The sequence below is a fragment of the Streptomyces himalayensis subsp. himalayensis genome, from assembly GCF_013778455.1.
Taxonomy (GTDB): Bacteria; Actinomycetota; Actinomycetes; order Streptomycetales; family Streptomycetaceae; genus Streptomyces; species Streptomyces himalayensis.
This window is the reverse complement of the sequence record NZ_JACEHE010000037.1, coordinates 12770-34652: the sequence shown is the minus strand read 5'-3', so window position 1 is coordinate 34652 and position 21883 is coordinate 12770. Positions and strand designations below refer to the sequence as shown.

17 protein-coding genes and 1 tRNA gene are annotated in these 21883 nt (G+C 68.7%); 7 read left to right on the top strand and 11 right to left on the bottom strand.

The genetic code is table 11. The annotated features are described in order from the left end of the window. Positions 1-47: 47 nt before the first annotated feature. Together H1D24_RS36060 and pyk are read left to right on the top strand one after the other, a co-directional pair. Positions 48-779 carry an SIMPL domain-containing protein gene (locus H1D24_RS36060; RefSeq protein ID WP_181661941.1) on the top strand — a complete coding sequence of 244 codons (732 nt, stop codon included), beginning with the start codon at positions 48-50 and terminating at the stop codon, positions 777-779. Between the two features lie 266 nt (positions 780-1045). Continuing rightward, a complete protein-coding gene (gene pyk / locus H1D24_RS36055; protein ID WP_181661940.1) occupies positions 1046-2482 on the top strand; it encodes a pyruvate kinase in 1437 nt (478 codons plus the stop codon). A 47-nt stretch (positions 2483-2529) separates the two neighbouring features. Here pyk and H1D24_RS36050 read toward each other — a convergent pair whose 3' ends face one another. Both H1D24_RS36050 and H1D24_RS36045 read right to left on the bottom strand, forming a co-directional pair. After that, positions 2530-3303, bottom strand: coding sequence for a helix-turn-helix domain containing protein (locus tag H1D24_RS36050; protein WP_181661939.1), 774 nt, complete (start codon positions 3301-3303; stop codon positions 2530-2532). A 108-nt stretch (positions 3304-3411) separates the two neighbouring features. Beyond that, positions 3412-3484, bottom strand: a tRNA-Leu gene (locus H1D24_RS36045). Between the two features lie 100 nt (positions 3485-3584). Between H1D24_RS36045 and H1D24_RS36040 the strand changes: the two genes are divergently transcribed. Continuing rightward, positions 3585-4241, top strand: coding sequence for an ANTAR domain-containing response regulator (locus H1D24_RS36040; RefSeq protein ID WP_181661938.1), 657 nt, complete (start codon positions 3585-3587; stop codon positions 4239-4241). 85 nt (positions 4242-4326) lie between these two features. On the opposite strand, the gene H1D24_RS36035 is transcribed toward H1D24_RS36040, so the two are convergent. The 8 genes from H1D24_RS36035 to H1D24_RS36000 all read right to left on the bottom strand — a co-directional run bounded on the left by H1D24_RS36035 (position 4327) and on the right by H1D24_RS36000 (position 14612). Continuing rightward, positions 4327-5043 carry an ABC transporter ATP-binding protein gene (locus H1D24_RS36035; protein ID WP_181661937.1) on the bottom strand — a complete coding sequence of 239 codons (717 nt, stop codon included), beginning with the start codon at positions 5041-5043 and terminating at the stop codon, positions 4327-4329. Then, positions 5040-5912: an ABC transporter ATP-binding protein gene (locus H1D24_RS36030; RefSeq protein WP_181661936.1), complete on the bottom strand. Its 873-nt coding sequence runs from the start codon at positions 5910-5912 to the stop codon at positions 5040-5042. Before H1D24_RS36030 ends, H1D24_RS36035 begins: the two co-directional genes overlap by 4 nt. A 5-nt stretch (positions 5913-5917) precedes the next feature. Next, the gene (locus H1D24_RS36025) at positions 5918-7729 is read right to left on the bottom strand and encodes a branched-chain amino acid ABC transporter permease (RefSeq protein ID WP_181661966.1); all 1812 of its coding nucleotides are present in this window, start codon (positions 7727-7729) and stop codon (positions 5918-5920) included. Positions 7730-7752: 23 nt separating this feature from the next. Then, positions 7753-8682, bottom strand: a complete 930-nt coding sequence (locus tag H1D24_RS36020; RefSeq protein WP_181661935.1) for a branched-chain amino acid ABC transporter permease — start codon at positions 8680-8682, stop codon at positions 7753-7755. A 114-nt stretch (positions 8683-8796) separates the two neighbouring features. Beyond that, entirely contained in the window at positions 8797-10005 is a 1209-nt protein-coding gene (locus tag H1D24_RS36015; protein WP_181661965.1) for a branched-chain amino acid ABC transporter substrate-binding protein, read from the bottom strand. Positions 10006-10613: 608 nt separating this feature from the next. Next, positions 10614-11486 (bottom strand): trypsin-like serine protease, encoded by an 873-nt coding sequence (locus H1D24_RS36010; RefSeq protein ID WP_181661934.1) that lies wholly within the window; start codon positions 11484-11486, stop codon positions 10614-10616. 115 nt (positions 11487-11601) lie between these two features. Next, positions 11602-12090: a PaaI family thioesterase gene (locus H1D24_RS36005; protein ID WP_181661933.1), complete on the bottom strand. Its 489-nt coding sequence runs from the start codon at positions 12088-12090 to the stop codon at positions 11602-11604. 251 nt (positions 12091-12341) lie between these two features. Beyond that, entirely contained in the window at positions 12342-14612 is a 2271-nt protein-coding gene (locus H1D24_RS36000) for an FdhF/YdeP family oxidoreductase (protein ID WP_181661932.1), read from the bottom strand. Between the two features lie 201 nt (positions 14613-14813). Between H1D24_RS36000 and polA the strand changes: the two genes are divergently transcribed. Then, positions 14814-17537: a DNA polymerase I gene (gene polA / locus H1D24_RS35995; protein WP_181661931.1), complete on the top strand. Its 2724-nt coding sequence runs from the start codon at positions 14814-14816 to the stop codon at positions 17535-17537. 176 nt (positions 17538-17713) lie between these two features. Here the strand turns inward: polA and H1D24_RS35990 are convergent, their stop codons facing one another. Then, positions 17714-18601: a DUF4184 family protein gene (locus H1D24_RS35990; RefSeq protein ID WP_181661930.1), complete on the bottom strand. Its 888-nt coding sequence runs from the start codon at positions 18599-18601 to the stop codon at positions 17714-17716. Between the two features lie 265 nt (positions 18602-18866). Between H1D24_RS35990 and H1D24_RS35985 the strand changes: the two genes are divergently transcribed. The 3 genes from H1D24_RS35985 to pgfA all read left to right on the top strand — a co-directional run bounded on the left by H1D24_RS35985 (position 18867) and on the right by pgfA (position 21857). Then, positions 18867-20546, top strand: coding sequence for a lytic transglycosylase domain-containing protein (locus H1D24_RS35985; protein ID WP_181661929.1), 1680 nt, complete (start codon positions 18867-18869; stop codon positions 20544-20546). A 157-nt stretch (positions 20547-20703) separates the two neighbouring features. Then, entirely contained in the window at positions 20704-20838 is a 135-nt protein-coding gene (locus tag H1D24_RS35980) for an SPW_0924 family protein (RefSeq protein ID WP_181661928.1), read from the top strand. Between the two features lie 20 nt (positions 20839-20858). Then, positions 20859-21857: a cell envelope lipid trafficking protein PgfA gene (gene pgfA, locus H1D24_RS35975; RefSeq protein ID WP_181661927.1), complete on the top strand. Its 999-nt coding sequence runs from the start codon at positions 20859-20861 to the stop codon at positions 21855-21857. Positions 21858-21883: the final 26 nt, after the last annotated feature.

Here is a 21883-nt window from a genome sequence, read left to right as displayed (position 1 = left end):
CGATCTGATGACCGCCAACTCCCGGACGCCGGTGCCACAGTGGGCCCATGACCGCTGAAACCCCACAGCCGCCCGCCCCCCACCCGCCCTACGGCACCCCCGACGCCCCCCGCATCGCGGTCCGCGGCGAAGCACACCTCGAAGCCGACCCCGAGATCGCCCGCATCGGCATCACGGTCAGCGCCCGCGGCACCAGCCGCCGAGAAGCCCTCGACGACCTCACCCGCCGCAACGCCACCGTCCTCGACCTCGTCAAGACGTACGGAGAAGCCGTCGAGAAACTCGAAACCGGCGCCTTCTCCATCGCCCCCGAACTCACCAAATACGGCCGCGGCGAACGCGTCCGCGCTTACCACGGCCGCGTCCACATCACCGCAGAACTCACCGACTTCACGGCACTTGGCGAACTCGCCACCCGCCTCGCCGACCTCGACCTCACCCGCGTCGACGGCCCCTGGTGGGACCTCCGCCCCGACTCACCCGCCCACCGCGAGGCCCGCCAGCAGGCCGTACGAGACGCCGTCCAGCGCGCCCGCGAATACGCCGCCGCCCTCAGCACGACACTCGCCGCCCTCGTCGAACTCGCCGACATCGGCGCCGAGAGCCCCGCCCCCTACGGCGCGATGGGAGCCTCTGCCGCACCGCGCATGCGCACAGCCGCCTACGCCGCCGAGACCGCCGACGAAGCCGCACCCCTCGACCTGGAACCCCAACGGCAGCACATCCACGCCCAGGTCAACGCCCGCTTCACCATGACGCCACCCCGTCTGGAGCCCTAGGCGCTGTCGTCAAACTCCCGCCTGCCCCGCGACGTATCCGGGCGGACCGGCGAATGGACGTGTCCGGACCGGCGCGACCGAGCTCCCGAAGCCCACGCGAAACGACATGGAAGAACCACAGGAATACCCATACGGGGGCACATCGAATGCTCATCGGAGCGGCCCTGCGCACAATTCAACCTTTGTCAAGAGACCTTCACGTAAAGGTTGTTGAGTAGTCATGCGCGACCAATTCTCTACCCGCCGGTAAGGCATACGCTCAAACCATGCGCCGAGCAAAGATCGTCTGTACTCTGGGCCCCGCAACCGACTCGTACGACCAGATCAAAGCGCTGGTCGAAGCCGGAATGGACGTCGCCCGCTTCAACCTCAGCCACGGCACGCACGCCGAACACGAGGAGCGCTACCAGCGCGTACGAAAGGCTGCCGACGAGACCGGCCGCAGCGTCGGAATCCTCGCCGACCTTCAAGGCCCGAAGATCCGACTCGGCCGCTTCAGCGAAGGCCCCGTACTCCTTGAACGCGGGGACGAATTCACCATCACCGTCGAAGAAGGCGCCGAAGGCGACCGCCAGACCTGCGGCACCACCTACGGCGGCCTCGCCGCCGACGTCACCCCGGGCGAACGCATCCTCGTCGACGACGGCAAGGTCTGCCTCGAAGTCACCGCCGTCGACGGCCCCCGCGTCCACACCACCGTCGTCGAAGGCGGCATGGTCTCCGACCACAAAGGCCTCAACCTTCCCGGCGTCGCCGTCTCCGTCCCCGCACTCTCCGAAAAAGACGAAGACGACCTCCGCTGGGCCCTCAACACCGGATTCGACGTCATCGCCCTCTCCTTCGTCCGCAGCGGCGACGACATCCGCGACGTCCACCGGATCATGCGAGAAGAAGGCCGCCGCCTCCCGGTCATCGCCAAGGTCGAAAAACCCCAGGCCGTCGAGAACATCGACGACATCGTCGCCGCCTTCGACGGAATCATGGTCGCCCGCGGCGACCTCGGCGTAGAAATGCCCCTCGAACAGGTGCCCATCGTCCAGAAGCGCGCCATCAAACTCGCCAAGCGCAACGCCAAACCGGTCATCGTCGCCACCCAGATGCTCGACTCGATGATCGACAATTCGCGGCCAACGCGCGCCGAGGCCTCCGACGTCGCCAACGCCGTCATCGACGGCACCGACGCCGTGATGCTCTCCGGCGAGACCAGCGTCGGCAAATACCCCATCGAAACCGTCAAGACCATGTCGAGGATCGTCGAGGCAGCCGAGGAGGACATCCTCGCCAAGGGCCTCCCGCCCCTGACCGACCGCAACAAGCCCCGCACCCAGGGCGGCGCCGTCGCCCGCGCGGCCGCCGAAATGGGCGACTTCCTCGGCGCCAAGTTCCTCGTCGCCTTCACCCAGTCCGGCGACACCGTCCGCCGCCTCTCCCGCTACCGCTCCCCGATCCCCCTCCTCGCCTTCACGCCCGACCCGGCCACCCGCTCCCAGCTCAACCTGACCTGGGGCGTCGAAACCTTCCTCGGCCCCCACGTCGACTCCACCGACGCCATGGTCGACCAGGTCGACGAGCAGCTCCTCAAGATCGGCCGCTGCGAGAAGGGCGACATGGTGGTCATCACGGCCGGCTCGCCGCCCGGGGTTCCCGGGTCGACGAACCTGGTACGCGTCCACCACATCGGCGAGGACGACTCCCCGAAGTAGGGGTAGGGAGCGGGCTGGTCCTCTTCATACGGGCCGAAGTACTGGGGTCAGTACTTCGGCCCTACGTGTGCGTCCATGAGGGCTACGGAGGCTTTGCGGGCGATGGAGATATGGAGTGGGTCGCTGCCGCGAGCAAGAGTGCTCCACTCCACGCCGACCTTGTCGAGGGTGTCGCTGAAGAGCTTCCGGATGTCGTCGGACTTGTTGGTGAAGAAGTACCGCCCGTACTCATAGCGCTTGCGCTCGCCGCCGACCAGACGGGTGGTCCAGTTGGTAATCCGGCAGCCGTCGGAGTGGATGAGCCCGCGTATGAATTCCCACGGGTGTGCGTCCACGATCTCCTGCTGCCACGGCTCGAGGGCAATGGCGCGTTCGTGCTTCTTGCCGGGGCCGTGCTGGGGGAAGAAACAGGGCCAGTGCTTGCTACTGCTGGCGACACTGACGCAGCCCTGGTTCTGGACTCGGAACACACTGTTCTCCGGGCGTACAGCCCGCAGTGCGTCTTCGCACGCGTCAATCAGGCCCGGCCAGGCGTCGGCGCACGCGATGCGGATGACGTACACCCCCCGACGGCTGGGGCTGATGCAGCCGTCGCCGAGGTAGAGGCCGAGGAGGTACGAGTACGCCTCGGGCTCCTCGGGTGGCACGGGCACGTCGCGACATCGCGAGCAGGGTTCGCCGGTGCGCTGGAGCGGCTCGATCCGGGTCTGCCAGTCCCGGATGGCTGCTCGCGAGATGCCGGTCTCCTTGCTGACGGAGTTCAGACTGCGGCCTTGGGCAACCAATGCGAGGGCTCGCCTGCGCGTTTGGGTGTCGTACATGCTGCTGAGCGTGACCGAGCGGCATCGGCCGTGCAGGTGATCGGGGGGCATGTAGCGCGATCAAGTGAAGTTCACGGAGTGTCACGTGACCTTGGAAAAGAAGGAAAGTGCCCCGGGTGGGATTCGAACCCACGCTGTCGGTGGTTTGAGCACCGTGCCTCTCCCGCTGGGCTACCGGGGCCTCCTGCAAAACAAAGGCGGGTACTCACCCGCTGCGCCACCACCTTACCGCAGCTGGGTACCCTCTTGGCAGCAGCACCAGCCCGGAACGAGGAGCCCACGTGACCGCCCCCGAGTCGCCCCAGCCCGTAGCCGATGACGATGACAAGTCGCATGTGCCTCCGCTGACGACGCGTGTCGTCATCGCCGAGGACGAGGCGCTCATCCGTCTGGATCTCAAGGAGATGCTCGAGGAGGAGGGCTACACCGTCGTCGGTGAGGCGGGGGACGGTGAGCAGGCCGTCGAGCTGGCCCGGGAGCACAAGCCCGATCTGGTGATCTTGGATGTGAAGATGCCGAAGCTGGATGGCATCTCGGCGGCGGAGAAGATCGGTGAGGAGTCGATCGCTCCGGTGTTGATGCTGACGGCGTTCTCGCAGCGTGATCTGGTGGAGCGGGCGCGGGATGCGGGTGCGATGGCGTATCTCGTGAAGCCGTTCAGCAAGAGCGATGTGGTGCCGGCGATCGAGATGGCCGTGTCCCGTTTTCAGCAGTTGAAGACGTTGGAGAACGAGGTCGCGGATCTCACTCAGCGTCTTGAGACGCGGAAGCTGGTGGATCGGGCGAAGTCGATTCTGCAGACGGAGTATGGGCTGACGGAGCCGGCGGCGTTTCGTTGGATTCAGAAGACGTCGATGGATCGGCGTTTGTCGATGCAGCAGGTTGCTGAGGCGGTTATTCAGGATTCTGAGGAGAAGAAGGCGGCGAAGGGGCAGTAGGCCGAGGGTTCTTGTCAGTGTTGAGGCCCGCCTCCCTTTCGGGGGAGGCGGGCCTCGTCGTATTGGTCTGCGGGTGCGGGTTGGCTCAGTCCTCGCCGAGGTAGGCCTTGCGTACGGATTCGTCGTGCAGGAGGTCCTGTCCGGATCCGGAGAGGACGATCTTGCCGACCTCCATCACGTGGCCCTGGTCTGCCAGTGAGAGGGCTGCCTGGGCGTTCTGCTCGATGAGCAGGATGGTGGTGCCCTGGGATTTGAGTTCCTGGATGGTGGCCATGATTTTCTGCATCATGATCGGCGAGAGGCCCATGGAGGGTTCGTCGAGCATGAGCAGCTTCGGCCGGGACATCAGCGCCCGTCCCATGGCGAGCATCTGCTGCTCACCGCCGGAGAGGGTGCCCGCGGCCTGCTTGCGGCGCTCTCCGAGGATGGGGAAGAGGTCGTAGGCGCGCTGGATGTCCTTCTCGATGCCCTCCTTGTCGTTGCGGAGGAAGGCGCCGAGGCGGAGGTTGTCCTCGATCGTCATGCGGGGGAAGATGTGCCGCCCCTCGGGGGAGTGGGCGAGTCCCAGCGAGACGACCTTGTGGGCGGGGATCTTCTTCAGCGACTTGCCGTCGAACTTGATTTCGCCGGACAGCGGCTGGAGTAGACCGGACAGGGTGCGCAGGGTGGTGGTCTTGCCGGCGCCGTTGGTGCCGATGAGGGTGACGACCTCGCCCGCGTTGACCTTGAACGAGATGCCTTTGACGGCCTCGATCTTGCCGTAGGCGACCCTGAGGTCCTCGACCTCGAGCAGTGCGGTCACTTGTCGTCCCCTTCCGTGGTGCTTTGCGCCTCGGCCTCCGCAGCCTCGACTTCGGCGGCTTCCTCCTTGCCGGGTGCGCCCTCGAAGGGTGTGCCGAGGTAGGCGGCGATGACGCGTTCGTCGGACTGGACGACTTCGGCGGGGCCCTCGACGATCTTCTCGCCTTGGACGAGCACGGCGACCCGGTCGCAGAGGTTCATGATGAACCGGATGTCGTGTTCGATGACGAGGACGGCGATGCCCTTGTCCCGGATGGCGAAGATGAGTTCTTCGGCGGCCCGGGTCTCCTGGGGGTTCATGCCGGCGGTGGGTTCGTCGAGGAGGAGCAGGCCGGGCTCGCTCGCCAGTGCGCGGGCGATTTCCAGCTTGCGCTGTTCGCCGTAGGGCAGGTTGCGGGCGAGGTGGTCGGCCTTGGCGGCGAGTCCGGTGAACTCCAGGAGTTCCATGGCCCGTGCGCGGGATTCCTCCTCGGCCTTCTTGAAGCCGGGCAGGCGCAGGAGGGCTGACCAGAGGCCTTCCTTGGTCCGGGTGTGCCGCCCGACGAGCACGTTCTCCAGAACGGTCATGTTGGCGAAGAGCCGGATGTTCTGGAATGTACGGGCGATGCCGGCCTGGGTGACCAGGTGCGGCTTGGGTGGCAGGACGGTGCCTTTGTAGGCGACCTTGCCCTCGGTCGGCACGTACAGGCCGGTGAGGCAGTTGAAGAAGGTTGTCTTGCCGGCGCCGTTGGGGCCGATGAGGCCGACGATCTCGCCGGTGTTCACGGTGAGGTTCACGTCGCGTACGGCGGTCAGGCCGCCGAAGCGCATCGTGACGCCGGTGGCGTCGAGCACTGTCGTGCTGGTGGGTGCGGTCGTGGTGGTGGTCATGGCGGTCACGCCCCTGCCTTGGCGACGCCGGTCGCGCCTTCGGGCAATGGCTTGTCCTCCGGTACGTCGAGCTGTCCGGTCTCGTGGAATTCGAGCTGCTTCCTGCGGTCGGCGACCAGGCCTTCTGGGCGGTAGCGCATCAGCAGCATCAGCGCGATGCCGAAGAGCAGCAGCTGGTACTCCGCCATGAACTGGAGCTTGGCCGGGATCAGGTAGAGCAGCGCGGCGCCGATGAGCGGGCCGCTGATGGTGCCCATGCCGCCGAGGATGACGGCGGCGAGCAGGAATGCCGAGTTCGGCGGTACGGAGCCGGCGAACTGGTATTGCTCGGGGGTGACGCTGTAGGACACGTGCGCCTGGACGGTGCCGGCGAGGCCGGCGAGGGAGGCGCCGAGTGCGAAGGCGAGGAGCTTGAGGCGGAAGCCGTTGATGCCCATCGCGGTGGCGGCGGTCTCGTCCTCGCGGATGGCGACCCACGCGCGGCCGATGCGGGATTCCGCCGAGCGGCGGAAGACCAGGACGACGATCGCCGTGCAGAGCAGCATCAGCAGGTAGTAGTTGCCGGACCGGGTGAGTTCGGTCCCGAGGACGTTGTGCGGCAGCCCGAGGTTGAATCCGAAGATTTCCAGGTCCGGGATGTTGGGGATGCCGTTGGAGCCGTTGGTGACGTCCGGTCCGCTGTTGCCGTTGAGGTTGTTCATGGTGATGCGGAAGATCTCACCGAAGCCGAGCGTCACGATGGCGAGGTAGTCGCCGCGCAGTCGCAGGGTCGGGGCACCGATCACGACGCCGAAGATCAGTGAGGCGGCGGCGCCGGTGAGGACGGCCGCCCAGAACGGGAATTCGACGCCGATGCTCGACTGTGGGGAGCCGGAGACCAGGGCGGCGGCGTAGGCGCCGACGCCGAGGAAGGCGACGTAACCGAGGTCGAGGAGGCCGGCGAGGCCGACGACGACGTTGAGGCCCAGGGCGACCGTGGCGAAGATCAGGATGTTCGCGCCGATGAGGGCGAACTGGTCGTTGGTCTGGGTGAAGGGGAAGCAGATCGCCGCGACGAAGGCCGCTGCCATGGCCACGTTGCGGTGCTTGGCGGTGAGCGCCGAGAGCCGCTTGAGGAGGCCTGCGCGGGTCACGGCGGTGAAGCCGAAGGCCGTGACGATCAGGAAGCCGATGAACAGCTCGGAGTACTCGGTGCCGATGCCGTACGCGAAGACGTACAGGCCGACGCCGAAGCCCGCGGCGATGATCAGGATCTCCACCCAGGAGGGCAGGTCCTTGGCACGGCTGGGCTCGGGGGCGGTCAGTGAGTGGCGGATGCGGCCCCAGAGGTTCGGGGTCGGGTCCTGAGCGCCGTAGGGCTGGTCGACCGGGAGGCCGAGGGCGCCGATCACGGCGACGAGTGCGCCGATGCCGGAGACCCAGGCGCCGGGCTCCAGGTTGACCAGGCCGCCGAGTTCCTGGCTGATCGCGCCCATGGCGTAGCCCGTGGTGCCGAACACGCCGAGGGCGGCGAGCAGGACGGGGCTGTTCTTGCCGCCGGGGGTGAGCCAGCCGAGGCCGCGGATGCCGTAGCCGGAGAGGGCGAACAGCAGCGTGAGCAGGGCTCCCACGAGCGTGAGCACCTGCAGGCCGCCGGGATAGCCCGTGACGGTGAGGTTGCCCGGGAACTCGTCGGTCCAGGTCCAGGCGAGGAAGGTGCCGATGAGGGCCAGGGCGGAGCCGGCGACGGTCAGCGCGCGTGCCGCGGCGTGGGGCAGCGGGATGATGGGGGTGGCCGGAGCGGTGGACACCTTGGTGGTGTCGGTGGTCTTGTCCATGGGGGTCTGGGTGGTCATGGGTATCACGCCCGATCCGCGACGCGTTCGCCGAGCAGGCCTTGTGGCCTGAAGAGCAGGACGAGGATGAGCAGGCTGAACGCCCATACGTCCTTCCAGGCGCCGCCGCCGAAGAGTTCCATGCCGGGGATGTCGCCGATGTAGCCGGTGGCGAGGGACTCGGCGACGCCGAGTACGATGCCGCCGAGCATGGCGCCGTAGATGTTTCCGATGCCGCCGAGGACGGCGGCGGTGAAGGCCTTGAGGCCCATCAGGAAGCCCATGCGGAAGCCGACCTGACCGTTCTTCAGGCCGTAGGCGACGGCGGCGATGGCGGCGAACGCGGCACCGATGGCGAAGGCCATGACGATGATGCGGTCGGTGTTGATGCCCATCAGCTTGGCCGTGTCGGGGTCCTGGGCGGTGGCCTGCATGCCGCGGCCGGAGCGCGTCTTGGTGACGAAGAGGCCGAGGGCGAGCATGCACAGCGGGGCGGCGATCAGGACGAAGAGGTCGCCGCGCTGGACGTTGGCGCCCAGGACGTCGATGGGGCCGCCTTCGAACTGCGGGAAGGGCTGGTCCTTCTTCGCGTCCGGGTACCACATCCACACGGCCTGCTGGAGGACGATGGACAGGCCGATGGCGGTGATGAGGGGTGCCAGGCGTGGCGCGGTGCGCAGTGGCCGGTAGGCGAAGCGTTCCGCCGCGGTGGCGACGGCGACCGAGACGATGACGCCGGCGAGGATCATGAGGGGGATCGCGGCGCCGAGGGCGAAGCCTTCGGGGAGTACCAACCAGACGGTGAGGGCCCCGAAGCCCCCGACCATGAAAATCTCGCCGTGGGCGAAGTTGATGAGCTGGACGATGCCGTAGACCATCGTGTAGCCGATCGCGATGAGTCCGTACATCGCGCCGAGGATGAGTCCATTGGCCAGCTGTTGCGGCAGTTCGTTCACCGCAGGGCCTCCGTGGAGTGGTTCGGATACGGCGCCGCGCGGGAGCGCTGGTGGGCGCTCCCGCGCGGCCTGGATCAATGTGTGGTGGGGGAGTGCTCTCTACTCGTCCTCTGCTCAGCCCAGCTTGGGTTCGCCGCTGAACTCCGGCGCCCATGCGTTGTTCTTGACCTTGTACGCGGTCATGGTGTGGTTCGTGGTGTCACCGAACTCGTCGAAGGAGATGGCGCCAGTGACGCCGTCGAACTTGACCTTCGCCATGGCGTCCAGGACCGCCTTGCGGCCGTCGGACGGGACCTTGCCGTCGTTGCCCTCGACCGCCAGCTTGACGGCCTCGATGATGGCCCAGGTGGCGTCGTAGGTGAGGCCGCCGTAGGCCTCGTACGCGTCCTCGTAGCCCGCGGCCTCGTAGTTCTTGATGAACGTCTGGGCGGAGTCGAGCTTCTCGACGGGCTCGCCCACGGAGGTGGCGAGGTCGCCGTCGGCCTTCTTGTTCAGCTTCGGGAACTCGCCGGAGTAGATGCCGTCGCCGCCCATGAGCGGGATGTTCTGGCCGCTGTCCTTGAGCTGCTGGCTCAGCGGGGCCGCGGCCGGGTACTCGCCGCCGTAGTACAGGGCCTCGGCGCCGGTCTTCTTGATCTTGGCGACCACGGCGTTGAAGTCACGGTCGTCGGGGTTGATGTGGTCGCTGCCGACGATCTTGCCGCCGAACTTGGTGAAGTTCGTCTTGAAGGAGGCGGCGAGGCCGGCGCCGTAGGTCTTCTGGTCGTCGATCAGGTAGACCTTCTTGATCTTCGCCTGGTTGTAGAGGTAGTCGGCGGCGAAGGCACCCTGGATCTCGTCCGTGGTGGCGGTGCGGAAGAACGTCTTGAACTGGCGGACGGAGTCGCCGGTCTTCCAGCCGTCGCCCTGGGTCAGCTCGGTACCGGTGTTGGCCGGGGAGACCTGGGTCAGACCGGCGTCGTTGAACGGCTTCTGCATCTGCTGCGAGACGCTGGAGTTCAGCGGGCCGACGACGCCGAGGACGTCCTTGTTGCTGATGAACTTCTGGGCGTTCTGCTGGCCGACGGAGGGCTGGGCCTGGTCGTCGAGGGCCTCGATCTTGAACTCGACGCCCTTGACGTACTTCTCCTTGTTCGCCGTCTTGGCGGCGAGGTCGGCGGAGTTCTTGATGCCGAGGCCGAGGGCGGAGAGGTCACCCGTCAGCGGGGCGTCGACGCCGATGACCACGGTGGTGGTGTCGCCGCCGGTGGTGTCGCCACCGCTTTCGTCGCGCGAGCCACAGGCGGTGAGGGTGAGCGCACCCGCCGCCAGGGCGGCGGTCATGGCTATGAGCGAACGTTGACGCACGATCAGTCCTTTCGTGGCACGGCCGCCCCTCGTGGAACGCGCCGAGTCGAGCGCTGGACCGAAACAGACTTCGAATCCTGTGGCGCGGTGACTGGCGGTGACTCTAAGCGCGTGTGTGGGAATGGAGGAGGGGCTGCCCAATGCTGTGATGCTCTTGTTATGCCACGTCGTAATGCAGAGCGGTGCCGAGTGGGTGATAGAGCTGAATTCCAGCCGTTTCGTCCGGTCCACATGGTGAGAACATGCAGGACTGCTCCGGCGGCTATCAGGACTGTTCGAGTGTTTGGTGCTGACATTCTATCGTTGCCGCAGGCGACTGTGAGGGGGGTTTGACACGGCTCGGCTATAGCGCTTGCCCAGGACGAAATGGGGTTTCTCTATTGCGTGCGTATTACACAGCGTTACGGCAATGAAAAGGGAGTCCGGCGTTCCGCGGCAGTTTTCCGGATTCCGCCACAGGGGAGGCCACGGCGGTGCACCGGCGAAGGCCGCGTTCGTTCGCAGCTGATGCGGGCGCTCCAGCGCCACCGTCGGTGCCGGGTGCCCCGGGTGCGGCTTCTCGGCGCGCCCGGGGCCGGCGCGGGTCAGGGCAGGGCGACGAACGGCGCGAGGAAGGCTCGCGCGCCGGGTGTGTCCAGCCGGTACGTCACGTTGGTCGCGTAGCACGGGGTGTCGCCCGTGATGGTCGTGGCGGCGAGGACGTTCTTGCCGCCGATGACCGCGAAGTTCGGGCCGCCCGAATCGCCGTAGCAGGCGCCGCCGTTGCCCTGGGGTGCGGTCATGGCGAGGCGCACCCAGGAGTCGTTGAGGGCGTTGAAGGTCACGGGGGCCTTCATGCGGACGCCGCCGCCCGGGTGGGTCTGGCCGCCGGGGCCGTTGACAGCCTCCTGGGTGCCGTATCCGGCGACGAACCAGTCGGTGGAGTTCAGCCCCTGCGGGCCGAGCGCGCCCAGCTGGTTCGCGGTCGGCAGGGTGGCCGGGGTGAAGGACCAGCGGGACTTGACCTTCGCGGCGGGCAGTTCGATCACCGAGATGTCGTGCGTGTCCGAGGCGGGTCCTGGGTAGCCGGGGTGGCTGTGGGCCGTGCCCTGGACGGCGACGGCGTTCGCCTGGGCGGCCGGGTCGCCCGGGTACTTCTTCGCGGCGGCGTCAAGACCGGCCTGCACGTCCTGGTCGAGCGAGACGTAGAACTTCACGTTGTCCGGCCAGTCGGTGGTGCAGTGCGCGGCGGTCAAGAACGTGTCCGCGTCGATCATGGTGCCGGAACAGACCCAGTCGACCCGGTCAGGGGTCGCAGGGTCGCCGTCGTTGTCCCAGGTGGCGACGAGCGCGCCGACCTCGGTGCGTTCGGGCGCGGGCTTCGCGTTGTAGGAGTTGATGGCGGAGGACGGCAGCGCGGTGGCGAGCACGGCGGCACAGGCCGCCGCGGTGACGGCGGTGGCGCGTATGGCGGTCAAGAAGAAACCCTTCGATGGTGGGACGGGTGTTCTCCCCGCGGGAGTTGAGCGCCAGTGAAGCGCCTGGGACGGGCTGCCACAAGGGCATGCCCGCCCCGGAGCGGAGCCTTTGCTGTCAGCCCGCGGCGCGGATGCGCTCCTCGTCGCTGGGGCTGACGTCCCGCAGCAGGCACGTCAGACGTGCCGTGCAGACGCGCTTGTCCTGCTCGTCCGTGATGACGATCTCGTACGTCGCCGTGGAGCGCCCCTGGTGCAGCGGCGTCGCGACGCCGGTCACCAGGCCGGACCGCGCCCCGCGGTGGTGCGTGCAGTTGAGATCGACGCCGACGGCGATCTTCTTGCTGCCGCCGTGCAGCATCGAGCCGACCGAGCCGAGGGTCTCGGCGAGCACGGCGGAGGCGCCGCCGTGCAGCAGGCCGTACGGCTGGGTGTTGCCCTCGACGGGCATCGTGCCGACCACGCGGTCCGCCGACGCCTCCTGGATCTCGATGCCCATACGGGTGCCGAGGTGCCCCGCGGAGAAGAGCGCGGGCAGGTCGACGCCGAGTGAGGCGTACTCGTCGATGACCTCTTGCGGGAACTTCACTGTGTGCTGTTCGCCCATGGGATGGCCCGGCTCCGTTCGTTGTCTCGCCGCCGTACGGCGGTGCATGGCATGTGCACCGTTTCTTATCAGGACGACTGAGCGAACGCTTAGGCCGGGGTCCTCTGTTCCCGACGGGAGCGTCCGTTGTTCCCGACGGGAGCATCCGTTCCGTTCCAGCCGTACCGCGACCGGCGTGCTCACCGGCGCCCCTGGTCGTACGGGGGACCGGCTCGCTCGTCGGCGCCCCGGTCACCCGCCGACCGACCTGCTCACCGGCGCTCCAGGCGTACGACGACGGACTTGCTCACGGGCGTGTTGCTGGTGTCGGCGGTCGCGTCCAGCGGGACCAGGACGTTCGTCTCCGGGTAGTACGCCGCCGCGCACCCGCGTGCGGTGGGGTAGTGCACCACCCGGAAGCCGGACGCCCGCCGCTCCACGCCGTCCTCCCACTCGCTGACCAGGTCCGCGTACGCACCGTCGGCCAGGTCGAGCGCAGCCGCGTCGTCCGGGTTGACCAGGACGACCCTGCGGCCGTTCTTGATGCCGCGATAGCGGTCGTCCAGGCCGTAGATCGTGGTGTTGTACTGGTCGTGCGAGCGCAGCGTCTGCAGCAGCAGACGGCCTTCGGGGAGCGTCGGGTACTCGACGGCGGCGGCGGTGAAGTTGGCCTTGCCCGTGGCCGTCGGGAAGCGGCGCTCGTCGCGCGGGCCGTGCGGCAGCGTGAACCCGCCGGGGCGCGCCACGCGCGCGTTGAAGTCCTCGAAGCCCGGGACGACGCGCGCGATACGGTCGCGGATCGTCGCGTAGTCCTTCTCGAACTCCTCCCACGGGGTGCGGCTGTCCTCGCCCAGCACTCGCCGCGCGAGACGGCACACGATCGCCGGCTCCGACAGCAGGAGCGGGCTCGCCGGCTCCAGGCGGCCGCGCGAGGCGTGCACCATGCTCATGGAGTCCTCGACGGTCACGAACTGCTCGCCGCTGCCCTGCAGGTCCCGCTCGGTGCGGCCGAGCGTGGGCAGGATCAGGGCACGCGCGCCCGTGACCACGTGTGAGCGGTTGAGCTTCGTCGACACGTGCACCGTCAGCCGTGCGCGGCGCATCGCCGCCTCGGTCACGTCGGTGTCGGGCGAGGCCGACACGAAGTTGCCGCCCATCGCGAAGAAGACCTTCGCCTCGCCGTCCCGCAGTGCGCGGATGGCCCGTACGACGTCATAGCCGTGCTCGCGCGGGGGAGCGAAGCCGAATTCCTGCTCCAGCGCGTCCAGGAAGGCGGGCGCCGGGCGTTCGAAGATGCCCATCGTGCGGTCGCCCTGCACGTTGGAGTGGCCGCGGACCGGGCACACGCCCGCGCCCGGGCGGCCGATGTTGCCGCGCAGCAGCAGGAAGTTGACCACCTCGCGGATGGTGGGCACCGCGTGCTTGTGCTGGGTGAGGCCCATCGCCCAGCACACGACGGTGCGCTGGGAGGCCAGCACCATGCGCAGGGCCTCCTCGATCTTCTCGCGCGGCAGACCGGTCGCGGCGAGGGTCTCGTCCCAGTCCGCGGCCTGGGCGGCGGCCGCGAACTCCTCGTAGCCATGGGTGTGCTCGCGGACGAACTCCTCGTCGACCGCACCATCCGTCTCGAGGATCAGCTTGTTGAGGAGCCGGAACAGGGCCTGGTCGCCGCCGATGCGGATCTGCAGGAACAGGTCCGTGAGCGCCGTGCCCTTGGTGAGGCCCTTGGGGGTCTGCGGGTTCTTGAACCGCTCCAGGCCGGCCTCGGGCAGCGGGTTGACCGTGATGATCCGCGCGCCGTTGGCCTTGGCCTTCTCCAGGGCCGAGAGCATGCGGGGGTGGTTCGTGCCCGGGTTCTGCCCGGCGACGATGATCAGGTCCGACTGGTAGAGGTCCTCCAGCAGGACGCTGCCCTTGCCGATGCCGATCGTCTCGGTGAGCGCCGACCCCGACGACTCGTGGCACATGTTGGAGCAGTCGGGCAGGTTGTTCGTACCGAACTCGCGGGCGAACAGCTGGTACAGGAACGCGGCCTCGTTGCTCGTGCGGCCCGAGGTGTAGAAGACGGCCTCGTCCGGCGACGCGAGGGCCTGAAGCTCCTCTCCGATGATGTCGAAGGCCCGCTCCCACGGCACCGCCTCGTAGTGATCGGCGCCCTCCGCCAGATACATGGGGTGCGTGAGCCGGCCCTGCTGGCCCAGCCAGTAACCGCTGCGGGTCGAGAGGTCCGCCACGGAGTGCGCGGCGAAGAAGTCGGGCGTGACGCGGCGCAGCGTCGCCTCCTCGGCGACCGCCTTCGCGCCGTTCTCACAGAACTCCGCCGTGTGCCGGTGCTCGGGCTCGGGCCAGGCGCAGCCGGGGCAGTCGAAGCCGTCCTTCTGGTTCACGCGCAGCAGCGTCAGCGTCGTGCGGCGCACACCCATCTGCTGCTGGGCCATGCGCAGCGAGTGGCCGATGGCAGGGAGCCCGGCTGCTGCGTGCTGCGGCTCGGCGACGCTCGGCGCGTCCTGCACCGGATCGCCCTGGGGCGGCTTGGTGGCCATCGCTGCTCTCCTTCGGGACCCTCGTCGGTCACCTGTGATCGCATCTGTGAGGAACGTCTCCGCATCCTCGCACGTACTGCTGACAACGAGGGCGGGTGGGCCGGGCCGGACCTGCAAGCATCGCTTGCCCGGCTGTCAGATCGCTTGCTCGGCTGTCAGAGCGTGGCTCGGTTGTCAGTGGCCCGTGGCAGGATCGGGGGCGTGGCAGAGACAGCATCGAAGAAGACCGAGAAGACGACCGCCGGGGACCGGCCGCGCCTGATGCTCATGGACGGGCACTCGCTGGCGTACCGCGCGTTCTTCGCGCTGCCCGCGGAGAACTTCACCACCGCGACGGGCCAGCCGACGAACGCGATCTACGGCTTCGCGTCGATGCTGGCGAACACGCTGCGCGACGAGGCGCCCACGCACTTCGCGGTGGCGTTCGACGTGTCCCGCAAGACCTGGCGAGCGGAGCAGTTCGCGGAGTACAAGGCGAACCGCTCCAAGACCCCCGACGAGTTCAAGGGCCAGGTCGAGCTGATCGGCGAGCTGCTCGACGCGATGCACGCCCACAGGTTCGCGGTGGACGGCTTCGAGGCGGACGACGTCATCGCCACGCTTGCGACGCAGGCCGAGGCGCAGGGCTTCGAGGTGCTGATCGTCACGGGTGACCGTGATGCGTTCCAGCTGGTCAGCGACCATGTCACGGTGCTGTATCCGACGAAGGGCGTCTCCGAGCTCACGCGGTACACACCCGAGCAGGTCGAGGAGAGGTACGGCCTCACCCCCCAGCAGTACCCCGACTTCGCGGCGCTGCGCGGCGACCCGTCGGACAACCTGCCGGGCATCCCGGGCGTCGGTGAGAAGACGGCCGCGAAGTGGATCAAGCAGTTCGGTTCGTTCGCCGAGCTCGTGGAGCGCGTCGACGAGGTCAAGGGCAAGGCCGGGCAGAACCTCCGCGACCACCTCGAGGCCGTGAAGATGAACCGCGTCCTCACGGAGATGGTGCGGGACGTCGAGCTGCCCAAGACGGTCGACGACCTGGCCCGCGCTGCGTACGACCGCAAGGCCGTCGCCCTGTTCCTGGACACCCTGGAGATCCGCAACCCGTCGCTGCGGGAGCGGCTGCTCGCCGTCGACCCCGGCGCCGAGGTGGCCGAGGAAGCCCCGGTCAGCGAGGGCGTCGAACTGCATGGCGCCGTGCTCGGCGCGGGTGAGGTGGCGCCCTGGATCGCCGAGCACGGCAAGGCGGTCCTGGGCCTGGCCACCGTCGACTCCTGGAAGCTCGGCAGCGGCGCGGTCGCCGAGATCGCGCTGGCCGCCGCTGGAGGCGCGGCCGCCTGGTTCGACCCGACGCAGCTGGACGAGGCCGACGAGACCGCGTTCGCGCAGTGGCTGGCCGACCCGGCGAAGCCCAAGGTGCTGCACAACGCCAAGGGCGCGATGCGGGTCTTCGGCGAACACGGCTGGAGCGTCGAGGGCGTGACCATGGACACGGCCCTCGCCGCGTATCTGGTCAAGCCCGGCCGCCGCTCCTTCGCGCTGGACGCGCTGTCCCTGGAGTACCTGGGCCGCGAGCTGGCACCGGCGGCAGCGGCCGACGGGCAGCTCGCGTTCGGCACCGACGAGCAGGCCGAGGCCGAGGCGCTCATGGTGCAGGCCCGCACCATCCTGGACCTGGGGACCGCCTTCGGCGACCGGCTGCGGGACGTGGGCGCCGCCGAGCTGCTGCGCGATATGGAGCTGCCCACGTCGGAGCTCCTTGCCCGCATGGAGCGGCACGGCATCGCCGCCGACCGGGCGCACCTCGAGGCCATGGAGCAGATGTTCGCGGGCGCCGTGCAGCAGGCCATAAAGGAGGCGCACGCCTCCGTCGGACACGAGTTCAACCTCGGCTCGCCCAAGCAGCTCCAGGAAGTCCTCTTCGGCGAACTCGCCCTGCCCAAGACCAAGAAGACGAAGACGGGCTATACGACGGACGCGGACGCCCTCGCCTGGCTCGCGGCGCAGACCGACCACGAACTGCCCGTGATCATGCTGCGCCACCGTGAGCAGGCGAAGCTGCGCGTCACCGTCGAAGGCCTGATCAAGACGATCGCCGAGGACGGCCGCATCCACACCACCTTCAACCAGACGGTGGCGGCGACGGGCCGGCTGTCCTCCACCGACCCGAACCTGCAGAACATCCCCGTGCGCACGGACGAGGGCCGCGCCATCCGCCGCGGCTTCGTCGTCGGCGAGGGCTTCGAGTCCCTCATGACCGCCGACTACAGCCAGATCGAGCTGCGTGTGATGGCGCACTTGTCCGAGGACGAGGGCCTCATCGAGGCGTTCACCTCCGGCGAGGACCTGCACACCACCGTCGCCTCGCAGGTGTTCTCCGTCGAGCGCTCCGCGGTCGACGCCGAGATGCGCCGCAAGATCAAGGCCATGTCGTACGGCCTCGCGTACGGTCTGTCGGCCTTCGGCCTCTCGCAGCAGCTGAACATCGAGGCCGCCGAGGCGCGTGGGCTGATGGAGACGTACTTCGAGCGCTTCGGCGGCGTGCGCGACTATCTGCGACGCGTCGTCGACGAGGCGCGCGCCACGGGGTACACGGAGACGCTGTTCGGCCGCCGCCGCTATCTGCCGGACCTCAACAGCGACAACCGGCAGCGCCGCGAGATGGCTGAGCGGATGGCCCTCAACGCGCCGATCCAGGGCACCGCGGCCGACATCGTCAAGCTGGCGATGCTGAAGGTGGACCGCGCGCTGACCGAGGCGCAGCTCAAGTCGCGGATGCTGCTTCAGGTCCATGACGAGATCGTGCTCGAGATCGCCCCCGGCGAGCGGGCGGCGGCCGAGGAGCTGGTCCGTCGCGAGATGGCGTCGGCGGTTCAGCTGCGGGCACCGCTGGATGTGTCGGTGGGGGTGGGCGCGGACTGGGAGTCGGCAGCGCATTAGTCCTGCCGGACGGGCGGGAGGGCAGGGGCGCCGTTCCGCCCCGCTGTACCCATCCTGCCCCAAGCTCTCGGCTTCTCCCCCAGCGTTGGCTGGGGGAGGGACGCCTGCCCACAACGGCGGCCGCCGGAGTCAGCGCGGCAGCCGCTCAGGCGGTCGGCGTCAGGTCGTCCAGGCCGTCACGGCCCGGCGTCCGCTGAGGCCGCCTCCGCCTCGGCCTCCGCCGGTGCCGCGGAGACGGAAGCGTCGGTGGCGGCAGAGTTCGGCCCTGCCGGCCGCAAGGCGCGCAGCGCCACGCCGTACACGACGAGCCCCAGGGCGAGGCCCGCCCCCGCCCCGAAGCACACGGTCGGGATCAGCTCCCACGGCTTGGCGGTCGCACCCCAGTACTCCCACCAGCGGAGCGCCCGGTGCACCGCCGCCACTACCGCACACCCGCCGAGCACAGCGCCAGCCAACCACCGCCCGCACACGGACAGCTGAGGCACGCCGACGGGTTCCGCGGGCGCCACCCGGCGCAGCGCGGACGCGACGAACAGGGCGGTCACCACCAGGGCCAGCGCCGAACCGCCGTACTGCGCGTACCAGTAGAGCGGGAAGCCCGCGACCGTCTCACCGAGCGCGGGGAACACCCGCATCCCCCACCGGTCGAAGTGCGTGAACGCATCCCACACCACATGCGTGGCGGCGCCGAGCACCGCGGAGACGTACCCCCACACGAACAGTGCCCCGAGCGACCGTCGCCCCGGCTCTCCTCCGCCGCGCAGCAGCGCATACGTACGGCCCTGCCAGATGCGCGGCAGCAGCGCCACCAACGGCTCGCGAAGCACCCGCCAGACGCCGACGAGCGCCGCCACGACGAGGACGTCGACCGTGAACACGCCCAGGAAAGAATGCGTGACCTCTCCGAACTCCATGGCGCCGGGGAGAACACTCGCCGCGAAGTACGTCATGTCGGGCGCAAAGGAACCCGCGACGAGCGCCGACGGAACCAGCGGCCCTCGCCCCGTGCCGTCACGGCGGATCACCGGCAGTACAGCGGCGGCATGGCTGAGCGTGAACGGCAAGAGGCCCCCTTTTTGACAGTCCCACTGATCGCGCCGCCCCCTGACTGTGGCGCGAGGCAATGCCGCCCAGTATGCGAGACGCGCTGATTAGGCCGATGTGGGTGGCCCGGGCCTGGAGGATGGCTGAAATCCAGAGGTGGCCAACCGGTGAATATCGGGCACGAACAGGTGTCTACGCGCTCCGAGTTGTCGTAGTGTCACGTGGGTCGACGCGCTGGGGAGCGCGCACGGTCCCGCACGATCGTCAATGGGAGGGGTTCTCGGCATGGCGGCGCATTTCCGCAGGAGGCTGCGCAAGGGGGTGGCGACCGCCACCCTGGCGGCGGCCGCGGTCGCGGCACTGTCCGCGTCGCAGGCCCCGGGCCTGACCGACACCGGCACCGGTCGGCAGCGCACGGACACTCCCGCGGCCGACTCCGACACCGACCCCGGCGCGACCGACTCCTCCTACTACACGGATCTGCCGCCCCTCAACAGCCCCACCGCGTCGCCCAGCCCCGGCAACGGCGACGGCAACACGGGCGACACGGAGGCCGGCATACCCGCCACCGTCCTCGACGCGTACAAGAAGGCCGAGGCCGCTCTCGCGGAGTCCAAGCCCGGCTGCAACCTCCCCTGGCAACTGCTCGCGGCCATCGGAAAGGTCGAGTCGGGCCAGGCCAACGGCGGACGCGTGGACGCGAACGGCACCACGACCGGCATCCTCGGACCGCCCCTCAACGGCAACGGCTTCGCGAAGATCACCGACACCGACGGCGGCGCGTACGACGGCGACACGGTGCATGACCGCGCTGTCGGCCCCATGCAGTTCATACCCTCGACCTGGGAGAGCTGGGGATCGGACGGCAACGGCGACGGCAAGCGGGACCCCAACAACATCTACGACGCGGCGCTCGCCGCCGGCCGCTATCTGTGCGCCGGCGACCGCGACCTGTCGGTCACCTCGCAGCTGCACGCGGCCATCCTCAGCTACAACCACTCGCGGGAGTACCTGAACACGGTCCTGAAGTGGCTCGAGTACTACCGCAAGGGCACCCACGAGGTCCCGGACGGCACGGGCGTCCTGCCGAACAACCGCAGCGACGACAGCGACGGGCCGAGCCCCAGCCCGTCACCGAGCACGCCCGGTACGTCCAAGCCCAGCACACCGGGCACCACGAAGCCGGGCGGCGGTACGACGAGCCCCGCCCCGAACGATCCTGGCACCGGATCCGGCTCGCCCTCGCCCAGTCCCACACCGCCCACCGGCACCGACACCGTGGCGCGCCTGGAGGACGCCGGCACAGGGGAGCTGACCGCGATGGCGGGCGACGCGTTCGGTGAGAGGGTGTCCGTGCGGGCCGAGTCCGCGTCGGGCGTCGGCGTGCCGAAGGTCAGGGTGCGTTTCACGATCGTCGGCGACACGGACGCGACCTTCGCGGGCGGCGAGACCGTCGCCACGATCGTCACGTCGGCCACCGGCACGGCCACGGCTCCCACGATCCAGGCCGGCGAGAAGGCGGGCGACTTCACCGTCCGTGCCGCCGTCGTGGGCCGTACGCTCTCCGGTCTCGACTACACGGCGACGGTCACCGAACGCCAGGCCGACACCCTCGTACGCACCAGCGACGCCGCGCTGACCTGCACGCCGGGCGGCGAGTTCGCGAACGACGTCGAGGTCAAGGCCACGTACAAGGGCGCCGTCGCGGACGGTGTCGCGGCCACCGCGACCCTGATCACGTCGGCGGACGACGCCACGGCGAACGACAAGGGCCCCTACTTCAAGGACGCGGACGGCAACCCGGTCCGCAGCCTCGCAAACCTGGAGACGGACGCGAACGGTCTGCTGAAGCTGCCCAAGCTGTACGCGGACGACACGACCGGTACGTTCCTGCTCCGCATCAACACCGCGGGCGGCGCGACGCTGACCGTCGAATTGAAGGTGGCGGCTGCCACCACCTCGTAACGACATCTCGGACGTACCAGCGGCGCCCCTCTGCCACCACCGGCAGAGGGGCGCCGTTCTGCATGTGCAACGTGTTCTCATCTCGCGCGGCCGTTGCTACGGTGCCCCAGCCCTGACGCCCCATCAGTTACCGCCTATGAGCCTGCCGGGAGGCCCCATGCGTGCCCTCATAGCCGCTGCCACCGGTCTCGCCGTCGCGTTCGCCCTGGTCCTCACGCTCACCGCAGTCGGCTCACCCCCGGGCGAGACCTCACCGAAGCCGCTGCTCACCACCGTCCCCGCACACCCCTGACCCGTAGGAGGGCCGTCGAGATGCGCCGCAAGGCCAGCCTGGTCCTGCTCGCCCTCGCCGTGTTCTGCACGGCGCTGTCCCCGCTCGTGCGCTGGTACGCCTTCCCCCGGCTGGCGAAGATCCCCGCGAGCCACTACCAGACCATGGTGCTGGAGGCGAAACCCGCGACCCTCCTCGACTACGGCACCATGCAGGCCAAGAAGGTCGACAAGGTCACCATCGTGCAGACCCTCAAGGGCGATGTGGAGGAGTCCGAGAAGATCGAGAAGAGCGCCGGCCGCGACGTGGTGGTCTGGGACGGGCTCTCCTACGTTCAGGGCCCGGACGGCAAGATGGTCTCCAAGATCCCTGAGCGCTACATCTTCGACGCGCACACCCAGGAGCCCGTTCACGCAGCGGGCGAGATGGTCGACGGGGACCCGGTCGAACGCGAGGGCATCGAGTTCAAGTGGCCCTTCCTGACAGAGAAGCGGGACTACGAGTACTTCGACGCCCAGGCCCGCATCACCGCGCCCATCCACTACAAGGGGACGCAGAACTTCCGCGGTGTCGAGGTCTACTACTTCGAGCAGACGATCCCCTGGACCAAGGTCAGCATGCCGAAGACGATGCCGGTCGAGGGCATCACCCCCGAGTCGGTCGCGAAGACGGGCACCACCCGCTGGTACACGACCGTACGGAAGTTCTGGGTCGAACCCGTCACCGGCGCCCCCGTCTACGGCGAGGAGATCCACAAGGAGGAGCTGCGAGGCGGGACGCTGCTTGGCGACCGCGACAAGGTCACGGCGTTCGCCGGGCACGTCAAGATGCGCGAGGACTACATCAGGTCGACTGTCGACCTGGTTGCGTCCCAGCGCACGCTGGTCCTGCTGCTGACCTCGTATCTGCCGTGGGGCTTCCTCGGTCTCGGCGCCGCGCTGCTCACGCTGTCGCTCGTGCTGGAGGCGCGCGGCCGAAGGCCGGGGGACCCGGCGCCCGCGGGGGAGTGGGAGCCGGAACCGGAACCGGTCAACGCCTGAGCATTCGGTTGCCGGGCGCCAGTGTC